Annotated in this window: 12 protein-coding genes; 6 read left to right on the top strand and 6 right to left on the bottom strand. The window is 59.2% G+C overall.

The genetic code is table 11. The annotated features are described in order from the left end of the window. Position 1: 1 nt before the first annotated feature. Together fdnG and NX84_RS05740 are read right to left on the bottom strand one after the other, a co-directional pair. The gene (gene fdnG, locus NX84_RS05750; protein ID WP_217994440.1) at positions 2-3,274 is read right to left on the bottom strand and encodes a formate dehydrogenase-N subunit alpha; all 3,273 of its coding nucleotides are present in this window, start codon (positions 3,272-3,274) and stop codon (positions 2-4) included. Positions 3,275-3,421: 147 nt separating this feature from the next. Further along, positions 3,422-4,303, bottom strand: a complete 882-nt coding sequence (locus NX84_RS05740) for a PRC and DUF2382 domain-containing protein (RefSeq protein ID WP_039674763.1) — start codon at positions 4,301-4,303, stop codon at positions 3,422-3,424. A 478-nt stretch (positions 4,304-4,781) separates the two neighbouring features. Here NX84_RS05740 and NX84_RS05735 point away from each other — a divergent pair, with 478 nt between their 5' ends. Then, entirely contained in the window at positions 4,782-5,852 is a 1,071-nt protein-coding gene (locus NX84_RS05735; protein ID WP_039674761.1) for a lipoate--protein ligase family protein, read from the top strand. Between the two features lie 116 nt (positions 5,853-5,968). Then, on the top strand, positions 5,969-7,309 hold the full coding sequence (locus NX84_RS05730) for a dicarboxylate/amino acid:cation symporter (protein WP_039674759.1): 1,341 nt from the start codon (positions 5,969-5,971) through the stop codon (positions 7,307-7,309). Between the two features lie 720 nt (positions 7,310-8,029). Here the strand turns inward: NX84_RS05730 and NX84_RS05725 are convergent. The 3 genes from NX84_RS05725 to NX84_RS05715 all read right to left on the bottom strand — a co-directional run bounded on the left by NX84_RS05725 (position 8,030) and on the right by NX84_RS05715 (position 11,771). Further along, positions 8,030-9,220 carry an MFS transporter gene (locus NX84_RS05725; protein ID WP_039674753.1) on the bottom strand — a complete coding sequence of 397 codons (1,191 nt, stop codon included), beginning with the start codon at positions 9,218-9,220 and terminating at the stop codon, positions 8,030-8,032. Positions 9,221-9,321: 101 nt separating this feature from the next. Further along, complete coding sequence (locus NX84_RS05720) at positions 9,322-10,614, bottom strand: D-arabinono-1,4-lactone oxidase (protein ID WP_174519891.1); 1,293 nt, start codon at positions 10,612-10,614, stop codon at positions 9,322-9,324. Continuing rightward, positions 10,599-11,771, bottom strand: a complete 1,173-nt coding sequence (locus NX84_RS05715; protein WP_039674750.1) for an alanine racemase — start codon at positions 11,769-11,771, stop codon at positions 10,599-10,601. The genes NX84_RS05720 and NX84_RS05715 overlap by 16 nt, the downstream gene beginning before the upstream one ends. A 90-nt stretch (positions 11,772-11,861) precedes the next feature. Between NX84_RS05715 and NX84_RS05710 the strand changes: the two genes are divergently transcribed. Both NX84_RS05710 and NX84_RS05705 read left to right on the top strand, forming a co-directional pair. Continuing rightward, the gene (locus NX84_RS05710) at positions 11,862-13,409 is read left to right on the top strand and encodes a succinic semialdehyde dehydrogenase (protein WP_039674861.1); all 1,548 of its coding nucleotides are present in this window, start codon (positions 11,862-11,864) and stop codon (positions 13,407-13,409) included. A 10-nt stretch (positions 13,410-13,419) separates the two neighbouring features. After that, positions 13,420-14,376: a winged helix DNA-binding domain-containing protein gene (locus tag NX84_RS05705; protein WP_039674748.1), complete on the top strand. Its 957-nt coding sequence runs from the start codon at positions 13,420-13,422 to the stop codon at positions 14,374-14,376. A gap of 9 nt (positions 14,377-14,385) precedes the next feature. On the opposite strand, the gene NX84_RS05700 is transcribed toward NX84_RS05705, so the two are convergent. Beyond that, complete coding sequence (locus tag NX84_RS05700) at positions 14,386-15,294, bottom strand: cation diffusion facilitator family transporter (RefSeq protein ID WP_231913686.1); 909 nt, start codon at positions 15,292-15,294, stop codon at positions 14,386-14,388. Positions 15,295-15,422: 128 nt separating this feature from the next. On the opposite strand from NX84_RS05700, the gene NX84_RS05695 reads away from it, so the two are divergent. Beyond that, entirely contained in the window at positions 15,423-16,079 is a 657-nt protein-coding gene (locus NX84_RS05695; protein WP_052319685.1) for an HAD family hydrolase, read from the top strand. Positions 16,080-16,105: 26 nt separating this feature from the next. Further along, positions 16,106-17,098, top strand: coding sequence for a phosphate/phosphite/phosphonate ABC transporter substrate-binding protein (locus NX84_RS05690; RefSeq protein WP_039674746.1), 993 nt, complete (start codon positions 16,106-16,108; stop codon positions 17,096-17,098). Positions 17,099-17,134: the final 36 nt, after the last annotated feature.

The following is a 17,134-nucleotide window of genomic DNA, read 5'->3' as shown; positions in this document are numbered from 1 at the left end:
TCTATCCCTCCTTGCCTTCGTAATCAGCCACGTTGCCTGCGGTGGAATCATCACCGGTGTTGTCCTCAGTTGCCTGTCCTTCAGTGGTGAATTCATCACCGACGTCGAGAACCTGGTTGCCGGATTCCACAGTCAGGTTGGCTCTTTCTTGGTACTCCCGCAATAGCTTGACACGTGCTTCTCCACGCGGGCGACGTCCCGGCTGAATATCGCAGGCACCCACCTTGGAGTTCTGAATGAACACGTTCGGTTCCAGGGTTAGGCCCAACAGATCATTGGCACCGTCACCAGCCACATCGGTCGTCTCCGATTCTCCGTAGTGATACGGCAGACCAATCTGGTGGAACTCCTCACGATTAATGGTGAGCATCTCCATGCGATCAGTCACCAGAACCTGCGCTTCGATGACGCCACGCGGCGACACGATGGTGGCCCACTCGCCGTTGGCCAGGCCACGCTTTGCTGCCAAGTCCTTATCCACCTCGCAGAACAAACCTGGCTGCAGCTCCGCCAAGAACGGCAGACGGCGCGACATCGCACCCGAGGTGTACATCTCCGTCAGACGGTACGTGGAGAACACAAACGGGAAAACGTCCGCGCCGTACTCCCCTGGGTCCGGGCGCGAGAGGTTGTCCTCACGTTTAATGGTCAGGCGAGTTGGCGATTGCTGCTGCTTGTACAGCGCATTGGTGACCGGGGATTCCTGCGGCTCGTAGTGAGTCGGCAGCGGACCATCGGACAACCCCTTGGGAGCAAAGAGCCAACCCAGGCCGTCTGCTTGCATGATGAATGGATCATCACCGTTAAGAGCATCCGGGCCTACGGCATCCACGGGCGCAACATAGTCTGGGCGCTTCGTGGCTGGGAAATCCGGTACGTCGTCGCCGACCCACCTGCCTTGCGCTTCATCCCACCACACGTACTTCTTGCGCTCCGACCATGGGGTTCCATCCGGCTTCGCGGAGGCACGGTTGTACAGGATGCGGCGATTAGCCGGCCAGACCCAGCCCCAGTCGAGTGCAACTTCGTTCTGCTCGGAGCCCGGCACCTTCTTCGCGGCATGGTTGATGCCGTCCTTGTACACGCCGGTGTAAATCCAGCATCCGCCAGACGTCGAGCCATCGGCACGCATCTCTGTGAAGGCCGGCAGGAGCTGGCCCTTCTTCGGCCCATCGAGGTAGTAGCCATTGATTTCACGCAGGATCTCATCCGAGCTCGGGTCGCCGTGCTCGTCCTCCGTGTAATCCCACGTCACAGCCTTAATCGGCAGATCGCGCGGGTCAGTGGAGTCCGCGAGGCGCTCCCTAATCTTCTTACCCAAGTGGTAGAAGAACCACGCCTCACTGCGTGCTTGGCCCGGCGGTGGGGTCGCCTGGAAGCGCCACTGCACCATGCGCTGAGTCTGGGTAAAGGTACCGGACTTCTCCACGTGGGTAGCTGCCGGCATGAGGAAGACCTCAGTGCCAATCTCTTCGGTCTTAAGCTCGCCATTCTTGATTTCTGGGGAGTCCTTCCAGAAGGATGCGGTCTCAATCTCCTGGAAATCACGCACGACCAGCCACTTCAACGAGGCTAGACCGCGACGCTGCATACCACCGTTGGACTGGGCAACCGCAGGGTTCTGGCCAAAGACAAGGTAGCCTTCCACCTCCTTGCGCAGCATGGCGAGAAGTGTCTCGTACGTCGAATGCGCACCAGACAAGCGCGGCATGAAGTTAAAGCCCCACTCGTTTTCCTCAGTGGCGGCGTCGCCCCAGTAGGACTTCATCAAGGACACGGCATAGTTTTCACCTATCTGCCAGAAGCCCTTCTGGTCGTCCTTGCGGAAGGAATCGAGGTATTCGCTCCAGTTCGCTTGGTCCACATGCGGCATGGGAAGGTAGCCTGGCAACGAGTTGAACAGCGTTGGAATATCCGTCGATCCTTGAATCGAAGCGTGTCCACGCAGCGCCATGATGCCCGAACCCGGACGCCCGACGTTACCCATGAGCAGCTGCAAGATTGCCGCCGTGCGGATGAACTGAGCGCCCAAAGTGTGCTGGGTAAAGCCCAGTGCATAAGCAAAACAGGTCGTGCGTTCCGGCGTGGAATTCTCCGCGATGGAGTTAGCCAGGTAGTGGAAATCCTCCTGCGAAATACCGCAGGTTTCCTCCACCAACTCCGGGGTATAGCGCGAGTAGTGACGCTTCAAAATCTGGAAGACAGTGTTCGGGTCCTGAAGAGTTGGATCCTTCTCCACGTTCCATGAGGAGCCTTCAGGTTTCTGCACGTACTGCCACGAATCCGTGACATATTTGCCCGTCTCCGAGTCATAACCAGAGAACAGACCCTCAAGGTCTTCCGTGTCTTGGAAATCGAAGGAAATAATGGACGCTGCATTCGTGTAATTCACCACGTAATCGTGGAAATACAGGTCATTGTCCAGCACATACTTGATGATTGCACCAAGCAGTACCACGTCCGTGCCACCGCGAATACCAATGTGGCGGTTCGCAAAGGCAGAGGTACGTGTGTAGCGCGGATCCACGTGGATAATACGTGCACCACGTTTCTTGGCTTCAACAACCCACTGGAAACCCACGGGGTGGCATTCGGCCATGTTAGAACCCTCGATGACGATGCAGTCCGCATTCGCCATATCCTGCAGCGGTTGGGTTGCGCCGCCGCGGCCAAACGACGTTCCTAGACTAGGAACGGTGGCGGAGTGTCATATGCGCGCCTGATTCTCAACCTGAATCGCGCCGGTTGCTGTAAACAGCTTCTTAATGAGGTAGTTCTCCTCATTGTCCAGCGTCGCACCACCCAATCCGGCAATGCCCATGGTGCGGTTAAGGGGACGCCCCTGCTTATCGACGTCCTCCCAATGCCTCTTTCGCGATTCTACAAAGCGATCCGCGATCATGTTCATCGCGGTTTCTTCATCGAGCTCTTGCCACTCGGTGGCATAGGGAGCACGGTACTTAATCGTGGTAACGCGCGACGAGGAGTTGATCAGCTGTTCGGAGGCAGAGCCCTTCGGGCACAAACGGCCGCGGGAAATCGGGGAATCCGGGTCGCCCTCAATCTGGATGACGCGGTCATCCTTCACGTAGACGCGCTGGGAGCAGCCCACCGCGCAGTAGGGGCATACCGACTGCACCACGCGGTCTGCGTCGACAGTGCGGCCGCGAAGATCCTCGCTTTTTGCCGACTGCGTCGACAAGTCGCGACCGAAGGCATCCTTGTTGCGGATCTGGCGCACGACTGGCCAGTTCAGCGGACTAAATCGAGACATGCCTCAAATTTACTGTCTTTCTCTCGCTTTTTCTAGATCAGCCCTCAATCAGGTGCGAACGGACCGCAACCAGGGACCTGAAAGGGACAGAAAACAGCAACAAGGGCCTGAAGCTTTCACGCTCCAAGCCCTTGGGTTTAGCCCGATTTACTTGCGGGTGTCAGTGATACCGTCGGTGTCGATCTGCTCCTTGCGCAGCTCCTCGGTGTGGGTCTCGGTGTCCTTGACCGTCTCCTTGGACAGGTTGACCTTCTCAACCGGAACGGTCTTCTTGTCAACGTTCACGCGCTCCTCGTGCAGGGTGACGGAAGCCTCTGCGGTGTCGTTGTCACCGATCTTGCCGTTGAAGTTAGCGGCGTCAGCCTCGGAGATCGGGGTGCGCTCGACGCGAACCTCTTCGCGCTCAACCGGAACCTCAACGGTCTCGGTGTCGGTCACGACGTACTTGCGCAGACGTGCCTCGCCGGTAGAAACGCGCTCCTTGTTAACGTCCAGGCGCTCCTCGGAGCGGATGAGCTCGTTGTCGTTGTCGGTCAGGTTGTGACCAGCGGTGGTGTCGGTGGCAGCATCGCGGTTGGTGGTTGCGGTGCGCTCGGTGGTCACAGTCTCGTCGTTGGCGTGAGCGCCTGCACCGGCAACGCCAGCACCTGCAACGCCTGCGCCAGCAGCGCCTGCACCGGTGGTGCCAGTGCGCTCATCGCGGTAGGTGGTGACGTCCTGTACGTTTTCCAGGTTGTAGTGCTTAAAGATATCGGCCTGAGCCTCCGGGGTCAGCGGCTTATCGGAGTCGAAGTCCGGAGCACCCTCAATACGGTCCTTGGAGAAAGCGAGCTTGAGCTCATCACCGTTGAAGTCGTGGCCGCGGAGCGGAACCAGGCTGGAGTTCATGCCGAACAGGCCGTGGTTGACCTCAACGAAGGTCGGCTGACCGGTCTGCTCATCAACGAAGACCTCCTTGACGGAACCAAGCTTCTCGCCAGCCTTGTCGTATGCGGTTGCGTCGAAAAGATCCTTGATGTTCTTGCCCATTGTTCTTTAAACCTTTCTACAAATGGTCTATCTATCGGTGGCAAACGTGCCGAGCCGACCGCCACCCCCGAATCTAAGGTTGGGGGGGTAGCGATTTGCTATTTCGTTTGCTCTGCCCTCCACGATACGGACAAATCAACAACTCGCCACCTCCGCGACCCAAATTAACCAGTTTCCACACGCTTATCGCAGGTCACACAACCTATAACGATTAGGCAACGCACTCATTTATGCACCATAGTGGCCCGTTTTATACACCCTCTCGGTCGAAAACGGAGCGACAGAATATCGCTACGCCACATGACAGTTAGGCAACGTGCACTTCTACCACTCTCGCAACAACGTCCACTTTCCACGCAAACCTCTACCCCCTTCACAGGAAATATCAACAAACCATCGGTACCCCCGCACTCGCCGAATAGGATTAAAGGTCTATTTCCACGCGTGCACTTTTGCCCCTCTAGGTACCCTGAACATCATGAGCACTAATAAACACTTTGAACTCAAGGTCCCCGGCGGCAAACTCATCGTCGTCGATATCGACGTGGACTCCGACAACACCATTAGCAATGCCACAATCTCTGGAGACTTCTTCCTTGAACCCGAAGAAGCCTACGACGCCCTCAGCCCAGCCCTCGTCGGCCTCACTACCGCCTCGAGTGCGGCCGACATTCAATCCCGCCTCGACTCCGCCCTGGAACGCGTCGACGAACCCGTCTCCCTCCACGGTTTTGACACCCAGCACCTCGCCACGACCATCAAGCGAGCGCTGTCCGGCGCCACCGATTTCACCGACCATTCGTGGGAGATCTTGCGACCCGGCACCCTCCCCACTCCAGTCAATGTCGCGCTCGATGAGGTCCTCCTCAACGAGGTAGCCACGGGAAAGCGCGGCCCTACCTTGCGCTTCTGGGAGTGGGAAGACAAGGCAGTCGTGTTCGGTTCATACCAGTCCTATTCCAATGAGCTCGATCAGGAAGGCGTCGATAAGCACGGCATCATCCCCGTACGCCGTATCTCCGGCGGTGGCGCCATGTTTATGGAGGGCGGCAACTGCGTGACTTATTCCCTATACGCTCCGGAGTCTCTCGTGGCCGGCTATTCCTACGAGGCCAGCTATGAGTACCTCGACCAGTGGGTACTCGCCGCATTGAGCAAGCTTGGCGTGAATGCGTGGTATGTGCCGATCAACGACATCACCTCGGACGGCGGCAAGATTGGTGGCGCAGCCCAGAAGCGGCGCCAAGGTGCGGTGCTGCACCACACCACAATGAGCTACGACATCGATGCAGACAAGATGTTGGAGGTCTTGCGCATCGGCAAGGTCAAGGTCTCATCCAAGGGCCTGGCCAGTGCAAAGAAGCGCGTCGATCCGCTGCGCCGACAGACCGGCGTACCGCGCGAGGAGATTATTGACACTATGGCGCGCGAATTCGCCACCCGTTACGGTGCCGTTGAGGCCGAGCTTTCCGACGCCACGCTTGCCGACGCCCACCGCCTCGTCGACACCAAATTCCTCACCGAAGCCTGGACTAAGCGAATTCCTTAAGTTGCGTGGGAATTTACATCCAGCGTACTGTGTTGATATCTCTAGCGAACCGATCTGTTCGCATTATGCGAACCAATTGGTCTTTTCTATACAACACTGTCTAGAAGGAATTTCTCGTGGCTAACACTTCCTCCCGCACCCTGCCCTCATGGGCCACCGGCTTTGGCGCTCAAGTCATCGCCGGCCTCATCATTGGCCTTATCCTCGGCTTCATTGCCTCCGGCATGGAGTCTTCTTGGCTCTCCGATACTCTCTCCGGCATCGGCGGCGCCTACGTCCAGCTGCTGAAGGTGATGGTCCCGCCGCTCATCTTCGCCGCGGTGGTTACCTCGGTTGCCAACCTGCGCAAGGTCACCAACGCTGCTTCGCTCGCAATCTCCACCCTCGTATGGTTCGCCATCACTGCCTTCTTCTCGGTTCTAGTCGGCATCCTGGTAGCACTTGTGATGAAGCCGGGTGTGGGCACGACTGTCGACGCCTCCACTGCCGCCGATCCTTCCCACGTCGGCTCCTGGACCGCATTCCTTCAGCAGCTCGTCCCCTCCAATTTCTTCGGGCTCTCTGCATCCTTAAGCGACGACTCTGTTTCCTTGGGCTTTGGCGCCCTCCAGCTCCTCGTCATTTCCCTAGCGCTGGGTATCGCTGCTGTGAAGGCCGGCACGGCCGCTGATCCTTTCCTGCGCTTTACCGAATCCTTCCTCAAGGTCATCCAGGTGGTCCTGTGGTGGATCATTCGCCTTGCCCCGATCGGCACCGCGGCACTCATCGGTAAGGCCGTGGCTACCTACGGCTGGGATGCTATGAGCTCCTTGGGCAAGTTTGTCTTGGCAATGTATGTGGGCCTGGCCCTGGTAATTGTCGTCGTGTACCCAGCGGTACTCATCTATAACCGCATTCCAGTCATCGGCTTCTACAAGCGTGTCTGGCCAGTCTTCTCCCTCGGCTTTGTCACCCGTTCCTCCATGGGTGTCATGCCCGTCACCGAACGCTTCACTGAGAAGGCCATGGGCGTGCCGCGCGAGTACGCCTCCTTCGCCATACCGCTGGGTGCGACGACCAAAATGGATGGCTGTGCCTCCGTCTACCCGGCCATCGCGGCAATCTTCATTGCTCAGTTTTACGGCATTGACCTTTCCCTGACCCAGTACCTTCTCATCATTTTCGTCTCCGTCATCGGTTCCGCCGCTACCGCTGGTACCACCGGTGCGACCGTGATGCTCACGCTGACTCTTTCCACCCTGGGCCTTCCACTGGCCGGCGTTGGCCTTCTGCTCGCCATCGAGCCCATCATCGATATGGGCCGTACCGCCGTCAACGTCACCGGCCAGTCCCTGTGCGCCACCATTGTGGCCAAGCGCGCTGGCATCCAGGACCAGGCAACGTGGGACGCTGCCGAAAACGGTGTCTCCAACATCATGAACGACGACGAAAAGCAGCACGTAGGCATCGCTGCCTAACCCACTCTTCCCTTCTCACATCCCAATCTCCTCAAGCCAGGCGCAATACTCAAGAGACTGCCTGTAACTTGTGGGGAAGCGGGAGGTGTTCTTTTCCTCCGCCCCCGATGTACACCGCTTGAAGTCTGACCCCGGGAAAGTAGACTCGTCGAAGGTTAGCCGCTGGTGCTCAATTGTTTTTCTTACTACTTCCCTCTGCCTGCAGACACGTATCCGGCAGCGCACGTAATGAGGCCGATGAAGCCGCAACCGATTGCTACCGCCCGCGGCAGCTGCAGCACTAGCACAGTGCACGCGGCTGCGTAGGAAAGAGTCGCTATAAAGAACCACCACACCGCGGCTGCAGACCGGTGCTCGACCAAAGGGTGATTTGTTCCAAGATTATGCGCAGCCGGTATGGCAGTAACACAAAGAACGGTGGCACAAACCAAGATGAAAATCGAAAACCAGAGACTACCCAAAATTCCTCAGCTTGATAACGGTGGCAAGGACGGCTCCTGCGAACTTTACCCGCATCGTTTGGCTGGTGAGTGCTTTGGGGCTTGTTCAGCCCGGTCGGTTACTCGATCCGTCCTGAGGACGCGGTGATGTCAGGGCCACTTGTGTGATGTGCATCTCACGTTAAATATGCGGGGCATTACCGTCAAGAGGGGGATTCCCCGGGGGTGTTCCTATATAGTTCCCGGAATACTTAATTCGATTGAGTCTGGTAACGAAAACCTATTCGTACCGCACATCACCGCGCGCGATGTCCTTGCGCCCGTGAACGAAGAAATAGACCACCGAGGCCACCAGCATCAAACCCGCCAGCAACCAGTACATGGCGGAGTAACCTGTCGCAGAGATAACCTGACCCAACAGAATCGGACCGAAACCAATACCGACGTCCAGCAGCAAAAAGAAGGTCGAGATCCCCGCCCCCATCTCATGCATGGGAACCAAGCGCACGGCGATAGCCTGGCCCGCCGGAAGGATAGAGCCGTATCCGATTCCCACCAAGGCGCCCGCAGCAATAATCTGCCAATCAGCACTAGCTGAGGCCAGGACAGCCAGGCCGGCAATAAAGAAAATGAGTGAAGAATAGATGATGATGTTGTCACCCCGGCGGTCCTGCAGTTTACCCAGTACAAATCGCAGGATGAGGCTCACCACCGCATAAGCCAAGAAGAAGTAGCTAGCGCCCTTCTCCAGGCCAGCGTGAGAGGAGTAACCATTCAGGAAGGTAATGATTCCTGTATAGGCAACACCGACCAGAAGAATGAACACGCCAAAAGGTGCCACTGCTGGGTGCATAATATTCCCCAACGAGAAGGAGACACTACGGTGCTCCTGCGCGGGCGCCTTGACGATGAGCCCCAGTCCCAAAGCGACTACCGTGAGCGTCAGCGCCACGAGAAACACGGAATTGTAGCCAGCGTTGTGGACAATCGCTAGGCCTGCCGCCGGACCAAAAGCTGTAGCCAGCGTCGTGCCCAAGGCGAAGTATCCGGTTCCCTCAGCGCGGCGATGGTCCGGGATAACCGATTGCGCCACGGCCATCACAGCCGTCGACGCCACCGCATATCCGAAGCCGTGCAAGATGCGGACAGCAAACAACAGAGGCAGAGACTGGGCCGGGAAATACAGCGCCATCGCCACAGCTACAACGATGAGCGAGGTCACCAGCGATCGCTTCCGCCCAACAGCATCCACAATGTAGCCCGAGAAGAGGCGGGCAATCGTCGCCCCCACCACGAAGGCGCTTGAGGCAAACCCGCCCGCCGTATCCGAAGCCTGGAATTGCTCGACAGCATAGAGTGCCATGATGGTCACGAGCAGATAGAAGACCGTAAATTGGGCGAAATTTACCAACCACGCAAACACAAATGTCGGCGTGATGAGGGAACGGGATTCAGAGGACGTTTGAGACACCTTCTTCGACAGCGTTATGGAATTAAGACTTCCACACGCTACCAAAGATCAGAGATACATTCGAATCCAATTTTGCATCTATGCCCTGCTTGACGACGCCCCTATCCGAACAGTTTCCGCAGGTACGGAGAGCCAAATTTCCACTCTGGGTCCATCTTTTCACGCAGCTCGCAGAACTCATCAAATCTTGTATAAAGTTGAGAAAAATCGTTTCGGGACAGGGAGTTCATCTTGCCCCAGTGCGGGCGCCCACCGGCTGCGCGGAGAATAGGCTCCAGCTTGGGCATGTAATCCTGCGGGTTGAGCGCACGTGGAATGTGGAAGGCAATGTACATCGATTCGCGGCCCGATGCTGTCGACAGGGCAACGTCATCCGCGGCCGTCGTGCGCAGCTCCATTGGAAATCCAATGAGCCAATTCTGCTCGTCGATGAAGCGACGGATTTCGCGGACGGTCGCGGGGCCGTCGGCAAGCGGCACGGCGTACTCCATCTCGTGGAAGCGAACCCGGCGCGGGCTGACGAACACGTCGTGGGCGGCGGAACGGTAGCGGTTATTCGAGATGACCGAGGTGGCGAACTTGTTGAGTGTCGGGATAGTCCCCGGAATGAGACGGCCCAGCGCCAAGGCCGCGGCGAAGGCGCCGTTGCCGATGAGCTCGTCGTCGACAAGCGCCTTGAGACGTGAACGGCGCTCCCCGTTCGGTTCGAGGCGCGTGTTGGCCTTGACCATCGCGCGGTCAGTATGCGGGAACCAGTAGGACTCGAAGTGGTCGACGCCCCGGGAGAGCTCCTCCCAATTATCCATTAACTCATCAAAGGCAATACCTGACTCTTCTGCCAGCAGGTCGAAGGCATCCACACATTGCATCTCGACTTCGACAACCACGCCGAGCGCGCCCACGCTGACGACCACGAGCCGAAGGAGTTCTGGGTCTTCGTCGATGGAGTAGGCGCGGGTGTTGCCGTCGGCGTCGATAAGCGTCAGCCCAGTGACTGTCCCCGCAAAGCCCGTATAATTGATGCCGGTGCCGTGGGTCGAGGTCGAAATCGCGCCTGCCAGCGATTGCGGGTCCACATCGCCCTGATTGGCCAGCGCCAACCCATAGGGACGCAGAAGGGCTGGGACATCACGTAACCGAGTACCCGCCAGGAAACGGACACGCTTGCGCTGCTTATCGACGCCCACCAGCCCACTCACGTGATCCAGATTGAGCATCGTCTCCTCCCCCGCCGCTATAGGCGTGAAGGAGTGACCGGCGCCCACTGCACGCACGCTGCGGGAACGAGTAATGATGTCTGGTATCTCATCAAGACGCGTGGGCTGGAGGAATTCCGCCGGTTTCGTTGTGACCGAGCCGGCCCAGTTTGTGAATGTGGTCATCGCAGTGTCCATCCTTGTCCTCTATAGGTGTCCCAGACATCAACGCCGTCAGGCCCGACGGCTAGAAGGTAGTCAACGTTTTCTGTCATTTCTCCGGCCTTGGCATGGCGGAACCACACCAGGTCCTCGACGTGCATATCCACGCCTCGGAGAGGTGTCTGCACCTCCCCGGCGCCTTCGGTGCTGGAGTAGCTCAGCCCTGTTGGCCACACGGGAACCGGAACGCGATCCTTCGCGGGTGGCCCGGAGGCAATCCAGCCGCCGGAGTTGACCGTGGCCCAGCCCGGCGCGGGAACGCGGGAGACCTGGCAGACGAAGAACGCTGCCGCTTTATGGTTGATGCCGGTGAAGTCATCGAAGATCGCGGGCGTGTAAAAGCCCGAACCTGCGGCAAGCTCGGTCAGAGTTCCTTCCGCCGCAGATTCTTTGAGGCTGCCGGTGCCGCCCCCGTTGACGAATTCAATATCCGCAACCGCCCGCGCAGCTTCCACACATGCGCGGCGACGCGGTGCCAGGTCTGCCATGGAACGCGTTCGCAGCCACCGCTTCACCGCACCTACCGGGCCAGGCAAGCCATCCGCAACGGATGCCACCTGCCCTTCATAGGCCATGAGTCCTACCAGCCGATGACCACGGCGAATGATATCCCGAGCAAGTTCCGTGACCTGTTCCGGTTCCCGTATGGGCGAGCGACGCGGGCCCACTACAGCACCCGGCAGGTGGAGCGTGCAATCGATATCAATGGCCACCTTCACAGGGCCTGGAAGCAGCTCAAGGAGCTCAACGCTATCCACCATGATCGTGACAGCCTCGCGCGCGGTGTCGGAGGCAGCAAGCTCTGCTAAGGCCTTCCGATTCACGCTCGGGTAGGCCACGACAATATCCCTAAAACCTTCTGCCACAAGGTGAAGCGCTTCGGGTACTGAGTAGGCAAGAATTCCCTGGTAACCATCGTATGAAAGGGCTCGGCGTAGGGCCGCCACGCTGCGTACGGATTTGGAGGCAACGCGAATAGGTAGTCCCCCGGCGCGCTGCGGCATCTGCTGGGCGTTGTAATCAAACGCCTCAAGGTCAATGACTCCACAGGGAGCCGGGTGCTTACCAGAACGCACGAGTGGTTCTATCGCTGAACGAACGTCCCGACTGGGGATAGTGGAAAGGATTGCCATGAAGTTATCCTAACCACTCACATTTAGCTTTGTGAGCCAAATCTCGAAACACATGTAGCGGTCCGAAATATTTTTGGGACAATGGTCACCATGAAAACCTTCACCCAGACCCGCCTGCCCCAGCGCGTCCAGAATTTCCTTGAGACCAACCCAGCCCGCGATGTCCGCGGCACCGGCGAGGAGCACCACGCTCACGCTCCTTTTACTGGCGAGGAGCTTTTCAGCTTCCCTACTGCTACCGCGCACGACGTGGAACGGGCCGTCGAGTATGCCCGCGCTGGCGTGGGCCAAGGCAACCGGGCTGCCATCCTGTTGCGTCTGCACGACCTCGTCCACGAGAACGAGGAGCTCATCCTCGACCTCATTCAGGCAGAGAATGGCAAGTCCCGCGCCCACGCTTATGACGAGCTCATGGATCTGTATAACTGCGCGCGCTTCTACGCGGTCAACATCCGCAAGGCCTTCGGCGCGGACCGCCACCCGGGCGCGCTGCCTGTGCTCACGACAACCCGTACTCAGCACTACCCGCTGGGCGTGGTGGGACTCATCTCGCCGTGGAACTATCCGCTCTCCCTCGGAGTGGGCGACGTACTGGCCGCGCTCTCTGCGGGCAATGCCGTGGTGCACAAACCGGATTCTCAAACCACGCTGACCGCCATCCTGCTCAGACGTCTAGCAATCGAAGCGGGTCTTCCGGAGGCCGCCTGGCAGCTGGTTCCTGGAAACGGTGCGGACGTGGGCGATGCGCTCATACCCCTCGTCGATGGACTGTCCTTCACTGGCTCGACGAAGGCAGGCAAGTCCATTGCCGAGCAGGCAGCCGGACGCCTCATCCCCACCATGCTGGAGCTGGGCGGCAAGAATCCGATGCTGGTGCTTGACGACGCCCCCCTTAAGCCCACCGCCCAGGGCGCCGTGCGCACCGCATTCTCCTCCTCCGGGCAGCTGTGCATGTCCGCCGAACGAGCCTATGTGCACGAGAGCGTCTTCGACGAGTTCCTAACGGAACTCACGAACGCTTTAGACCAGCAGGTTCTAGGTGCTGCCTTCTCCGATGCCGCTACCATCGGCTCGCTGACCTCGCAGCGCCAGCTCGATACAGTCGCCGCCCACGTGGAGGATGCCGTGTCTAAAGGGGCCACCGTACTATATGGCGGAAAAGCCCGCCCAGACCTTGGGCCCTTCTTCTACGAGCCCACCGTACTCACCGGTGTGACCCCAGAGATGGACCTCTACGCCACCGAGACTTTCGGCCCAGTCCTAGCTGTGTACCCAGTGAGCTCTGATGCCGAAGCCATCCAGCGCGCCAATGACACTACCTACGGATTGTCGGCTTCCGTATGGTCCGGAAACTCCCGCCGCGCGTGGAAAGTCGCCTCCCAGCTGGAAGCCGGCATGGTCAACATCAACGAGGGCTTCGCCGCCGCTTACGGCTCTATCGCGGCACCCGGCGGCGGCGTGAAGGAGTCTGGCCTGAACCACCGTCATGGCATCACTGGTATGCGCCTGTGGGCCAACGAGCGCACCGTGGCCGAGCAGCGCCTGCACCCGCTTGCGCCCTCGGAGTACATCTCCCCGGAGCGCTTCCGTCAGCTGGTGTCCACCGGCATGCAGCTGATGAAGACCTTCCGGCTTTAAGGTTGACGGCATGCACGAACTATCCCGTGACGAACTCCTAGCACGCCGGCTCATTGCCCAAGGGCTAGCGCCATCGGCCGCGCGGCCATCGCTCGCCTCAGCGCTGGACGTCGCTGAGCATCTCCTTGCTCTGCAGGGGCAGACTTACGATGCCGGCATCACAGCACTTGCCCTTCGCGCCGGCTGCACTGATCAAGAGGTGCTCGGTGAAATCGCAAACTACCGCGTGGTGCGCTGCTGGCCGCAGCGAGGGACGTTGCACTTCATGCCGGCTGCCGATGTCCGCTGGATGTCTCGCCTGCTGTATCCCCGCATCGCCGCAAGCCAGAAGTCTCGGCGCCCCAGCCTAGGACTCAGCGAAGAGATGTTTGAGGCGTGCTCAGAAGCCCTCCACAGCGCAGCGACCACACCATTAACCCGCGCGCAAGTCTATGAGCTTTTCGCCGAGACAGGCGTGGATCCCACAGAAGGTCGCGGCTCCCACTTACTGCGTGCCTTCGGCGGGGCAGGTGACCTTGTCCAAGGCCCCAAGGACGGCAACCAGGAAACCTTTCTTCACGTCGATGCACTTCCCGTTGCCCAGCACGAGCCTGCGCATCCCCTTCACGAACTTGGCCAACGGTACATCTCAGGTCATGGTCCGGTCTCGGCAGCCGACCTCCAAGCGTGGTCAAAGCTCAGCAAGACTCAAGCCACCACAGCTTTGAAGTCGGCAGAGGCTCACTTGGCACGCCACGATGGTCAAGACTTCTGGATGGCCATTTGGCAGGAAGACGTCACTGCGGAGGACATCCGCACCGCCCTGGAACTACGAGTCGAGCTACCGGCATTCGACGAGTATTTGCTGGGCTATGCCAACAAGGACTGGATTATCCCCGATGAGATCCGCGTCAATGTCCTCACCAAGAACGGTCTGAGTTGGCCGTGGGTAATGGAAGGCGGACGCGGCGTGGCCAGCTTGCGTTAGCTGCAAGCGTTACGGCATTCGCAAAATGCGGCGATGAACCGTGCCGGCAGGTTCAACGTGGATGAATACCTCGGCGCCGGGGAAAAGCTCGTCGATCGCGTCCTCGATGCGGTCGGCAATAGTGTGCGAGTGCAGTACCGTCCACTGGCCGGGAACATCCATCGTGAGGTACACCAAGCGGTTGCGCCCCGAGGCAACAGTTCGGCGCGAGGTAAATTCCACGTCATGGTGCTCCTCCAGTTCGTTGAGGAGGGCATCGAGCTGCGCGTGTTCTTCCTTGGGCAGGGACTCTGACAACAGGGAGCTCAACGATTCTTTGAGCAGCTTGTAGCCAGTCCACAAAATATTGAGGCCCACGGCAAACGCGATAACTGGGTCGAGCCACAACCAATCCGTGAGGCTGACCGCGGCGATGCCGAGGAGGACGCCGACGGACGTCCAGACGTCGGTAAGCAGGTGCTTTCCGTCCGCCTGCAAGGTGGCCGAACGATGCTGCTTGCCCGCGCGTACCAGCAGAAGGCCCACGCCCAAGTTCAGCAAGGAGGCTACGAGCGAGAGCAGAAGGCCAAGCCCAGGCTGCTCCAGCGGCTGCGGCTCCAGAAGTCGGCGAATGGCCGTATAGATAATCATCGCCGCAGCGACGAAGATCATTGCACCCTCCACCAGCGCGGAAACATATTCGGCCTTGCCGTGGCCGAACTGGTGGTTCGCGTCCGCCGGCTTGGCCGCAATTTTGATAGCCACAAACCCCACAACGGCGGCGACGAGGTTAACGCCGGATTCGAGGGCGTCGGAAAGAAAACCCACCGATCCCGTCACCGCAGCAGCGACAATCTTGAGCGCGATCGTAGCCACTGCAGTAGCGATGGAGAGCTTCATAAAGCGTTCGAGCAGTAACTGCTCGGTGGGAAGAGACATAATGTCGGCCTTCGAGAAGAGATTTTTACAGCCCCTTAGGGTACCAAAGCCAGATGTGCACGCACTGTTCACTGAATGTTTACCGCGTGCGGTCGCGAAGTACATAAACCGCCGTTAGTTTGTACTTTATGTCCACAGACATAACTCGCCCAGTCCTTCTCTTCGATTTTGACGGGACCGTCAGCCTTGGCCACGGCCCCGTTCTGGCCTATGCGCACCTCATTGCAGAGAAAGCCGGGCACCCATCCATTGCTCAAGACGCCGAAGCGCTGCTGAACTCCGATAACGTCGGCTCAGCACGCGACGGTTACCACCTCGTCCGCACTCTCGCCGCCGAACTCGACGTGCCGGAAGAGACCTGCCAGGAGGCATATTTGGCTTCCCGGGAGAACCTCGCCGACACCGGTATCACCGCCCCTGAGGGGCTTGCCGACTTCCTTACTTCCTACCCCGGCCGCGCCATTCTGGCGACTAACTCTCCAGAGATTGGTCTCAGCGCGGCCCTTCACACACTGGGCCTCGACAGGTCCTTCGACACCGTCTACACCAGGGTGGGCAAACCCGAAGGACTTACCCGCATCCTGGACACCGATCTCGCCGACACGGATCCGACTCACCTCATCTCCTTCGGCGATATTTGGGAGTTTGACCTCGCACCCGTGGCCGCCGTAGGCGGACGCACCGTGCTCGTTGACTCCCCCTTCGCAACCTCCCCCGAGGCTGACCCGACTTGGCGCGTCACCCGCGTCACCGACATCTTTCCCGAACTGACCTCCGCTCTTTAACCCACACGAACAGAAAGACATTCATTATGCGCCGTTTCACCGCTCTTGCCGCCACCGCCCTTACCTTGTCCCTCTCCCTCACCGCCTGCTCTTCCGACTCCGATAACGGTTCCGATTCTGCCAAGGGCTCCGATGAGAAGCTCACCCTCGCGCTCATCCCAAACGAGAAGGTCAATGACCTAGTGACCACCGCGAAGCCGCTGACCGATTACCTCTCTGAGGAGCTCGGCGTGGAGGTTGAGGGTGTCGTGACCAAGGATTACCAGGCCGCCGTCGAGGCCATCGGCTCCGGCCAGGCTGACATCGCCATCGCCTCCGCTGCACAGTTGGCCTCCGCTGAAGATATGTACGACGCCCACGCTGTGTTGCAGGACGAGCGCTTCGGTGCGGATTCCTACGCCGGCCAGTTCGTTACCAACAACCCGGACAAGTACTGCGAAGATGAGCCAGTCAAGTCCACCTACGCTGCCAGCGGCGCCGAGTACCTCTACTGCAACGGCACCGCCACCGCAGACGAGAACAAGGGCCAGGGGCCGAAGGGCCTCGAGGCGCTGAAGAAGATCGATGGTGAGACCACTGTCGCTATGCTCGGCGCCACCTCCCCGGCCGGCTACCAGCTGCCCGTCATGGCGATGGAGTCCCAGGGTATCGACGTCGATAGCCTCAAGAAGGTCCCGGTAACCTCCAACGATGCTTCCATCATGGCTGTCTACAACGGCGACGCTGAGGTGGGCTTTAGCTTCTGGGACGCACGCTCCACCATCGACGCGTCCGAGGCTCCTGACTTGGATGAGAAGCTCGTAGTCTTCGGATACACCGAGATGTACCCCAACGGCGGCGTCGTCATTTCGGACGATGTCCCAGAGGAGCGCCGCAAGGAAATCACAGAACTCATGGATGGTTTCTCTGAGGTCGACCCAGACACGATGTCCGCCATCTTCGATATCACCGACTGGGTTCCGGCTAAGAAGGAATCCATCGACATGGCGCGCAAGGTCAACGAGCGCTTCGCACAGTAGGTTCGCGCTCCTCCACTGCCCATTTCCCACTCAGAA

Source organism: Corynebacterium minutissimum (genome assembly GCF_000805675.1).
Taxonomy (GTDB): domain Bacteria; phylum Actinomycetota; class Actinomycetes; order Mycobacteriales; family Mycobacteriaceae; genus Corynebacterium; species Corynebacterium minutissimum.
This window is presented reverse-complemented; position numbering and strand designations above follow the sequence as displayed.

What these genes read in the sequence shown, in the direction of transcription:
- NX84_RS05735 (WP_039674761.1), top strand. Translation starts at nt 4,782, where the DNA reads ATGAGCACTAATAAACACTTTGAACTCAAGGTCCCCGGCGGCAAACTC.
- NX84_RS05690 (WP_039674746.1), top strand. Translation starts at nt 16,106, where the DNA reads ATGCGCCGTTTCACCGCTCTTGCCGCCACCGCCCTTACCTTGTCCCTC.
- NX84_RS05710 (WP_039674861.1), top strand. Translation starts at nt 11,862, where the DNA reads ATGAAAACCTTCACCCAGACCCGCCTGCCCCAGCGCGTCCAGAATTTC.
- NX84_RS05720 (WP_174519891.1), bottom strand. Translation starts at nt 10,614, where the DNA reads ATGGACACTGCGATGACCACATTCACAAACTGGGCCGGCTCGGTCACA.
- NX84_RS05705 (WP_039674748.1), top strand. Translation starts at nt 13,420, where the DNA reads ATGCACGAACTATCCCGTGACGAACTCCTAGCACGCCGGCTCATTGCC.
- NX84_RS05715 (WP_039674750.1), bottom strand. Translation starts at nt 11,771, where the DNA reads ATGGCAATCCTTTCCACTATCCCCAGTCGGGACGTTCGTTCAGCGATA.
- NX84_RS05700 (WP_231913686.1), bottom strand. Translation starts at nt 15,294, where the DNA reads ATGTCTCTTCCCACCGAGCAGTTACTGCTCGAACGCTTTATGAAGCTC.
- NX84_RS05695 (WP_052319685.1), top strand. Translation starts at nt 15,423, where the DNA reads ATGTCCACAGACATAACTCGCCCAGTCCTTCTCTTCGATTTTGACGGG.
- NX84_RS05740 (WP_039674763.1), bottom strand. Translation starts at nt 4,303, where the DNA reads ATGGGCAAGAACATCAAGGATCTTTTCGACGCAACCGCATACGACAAG.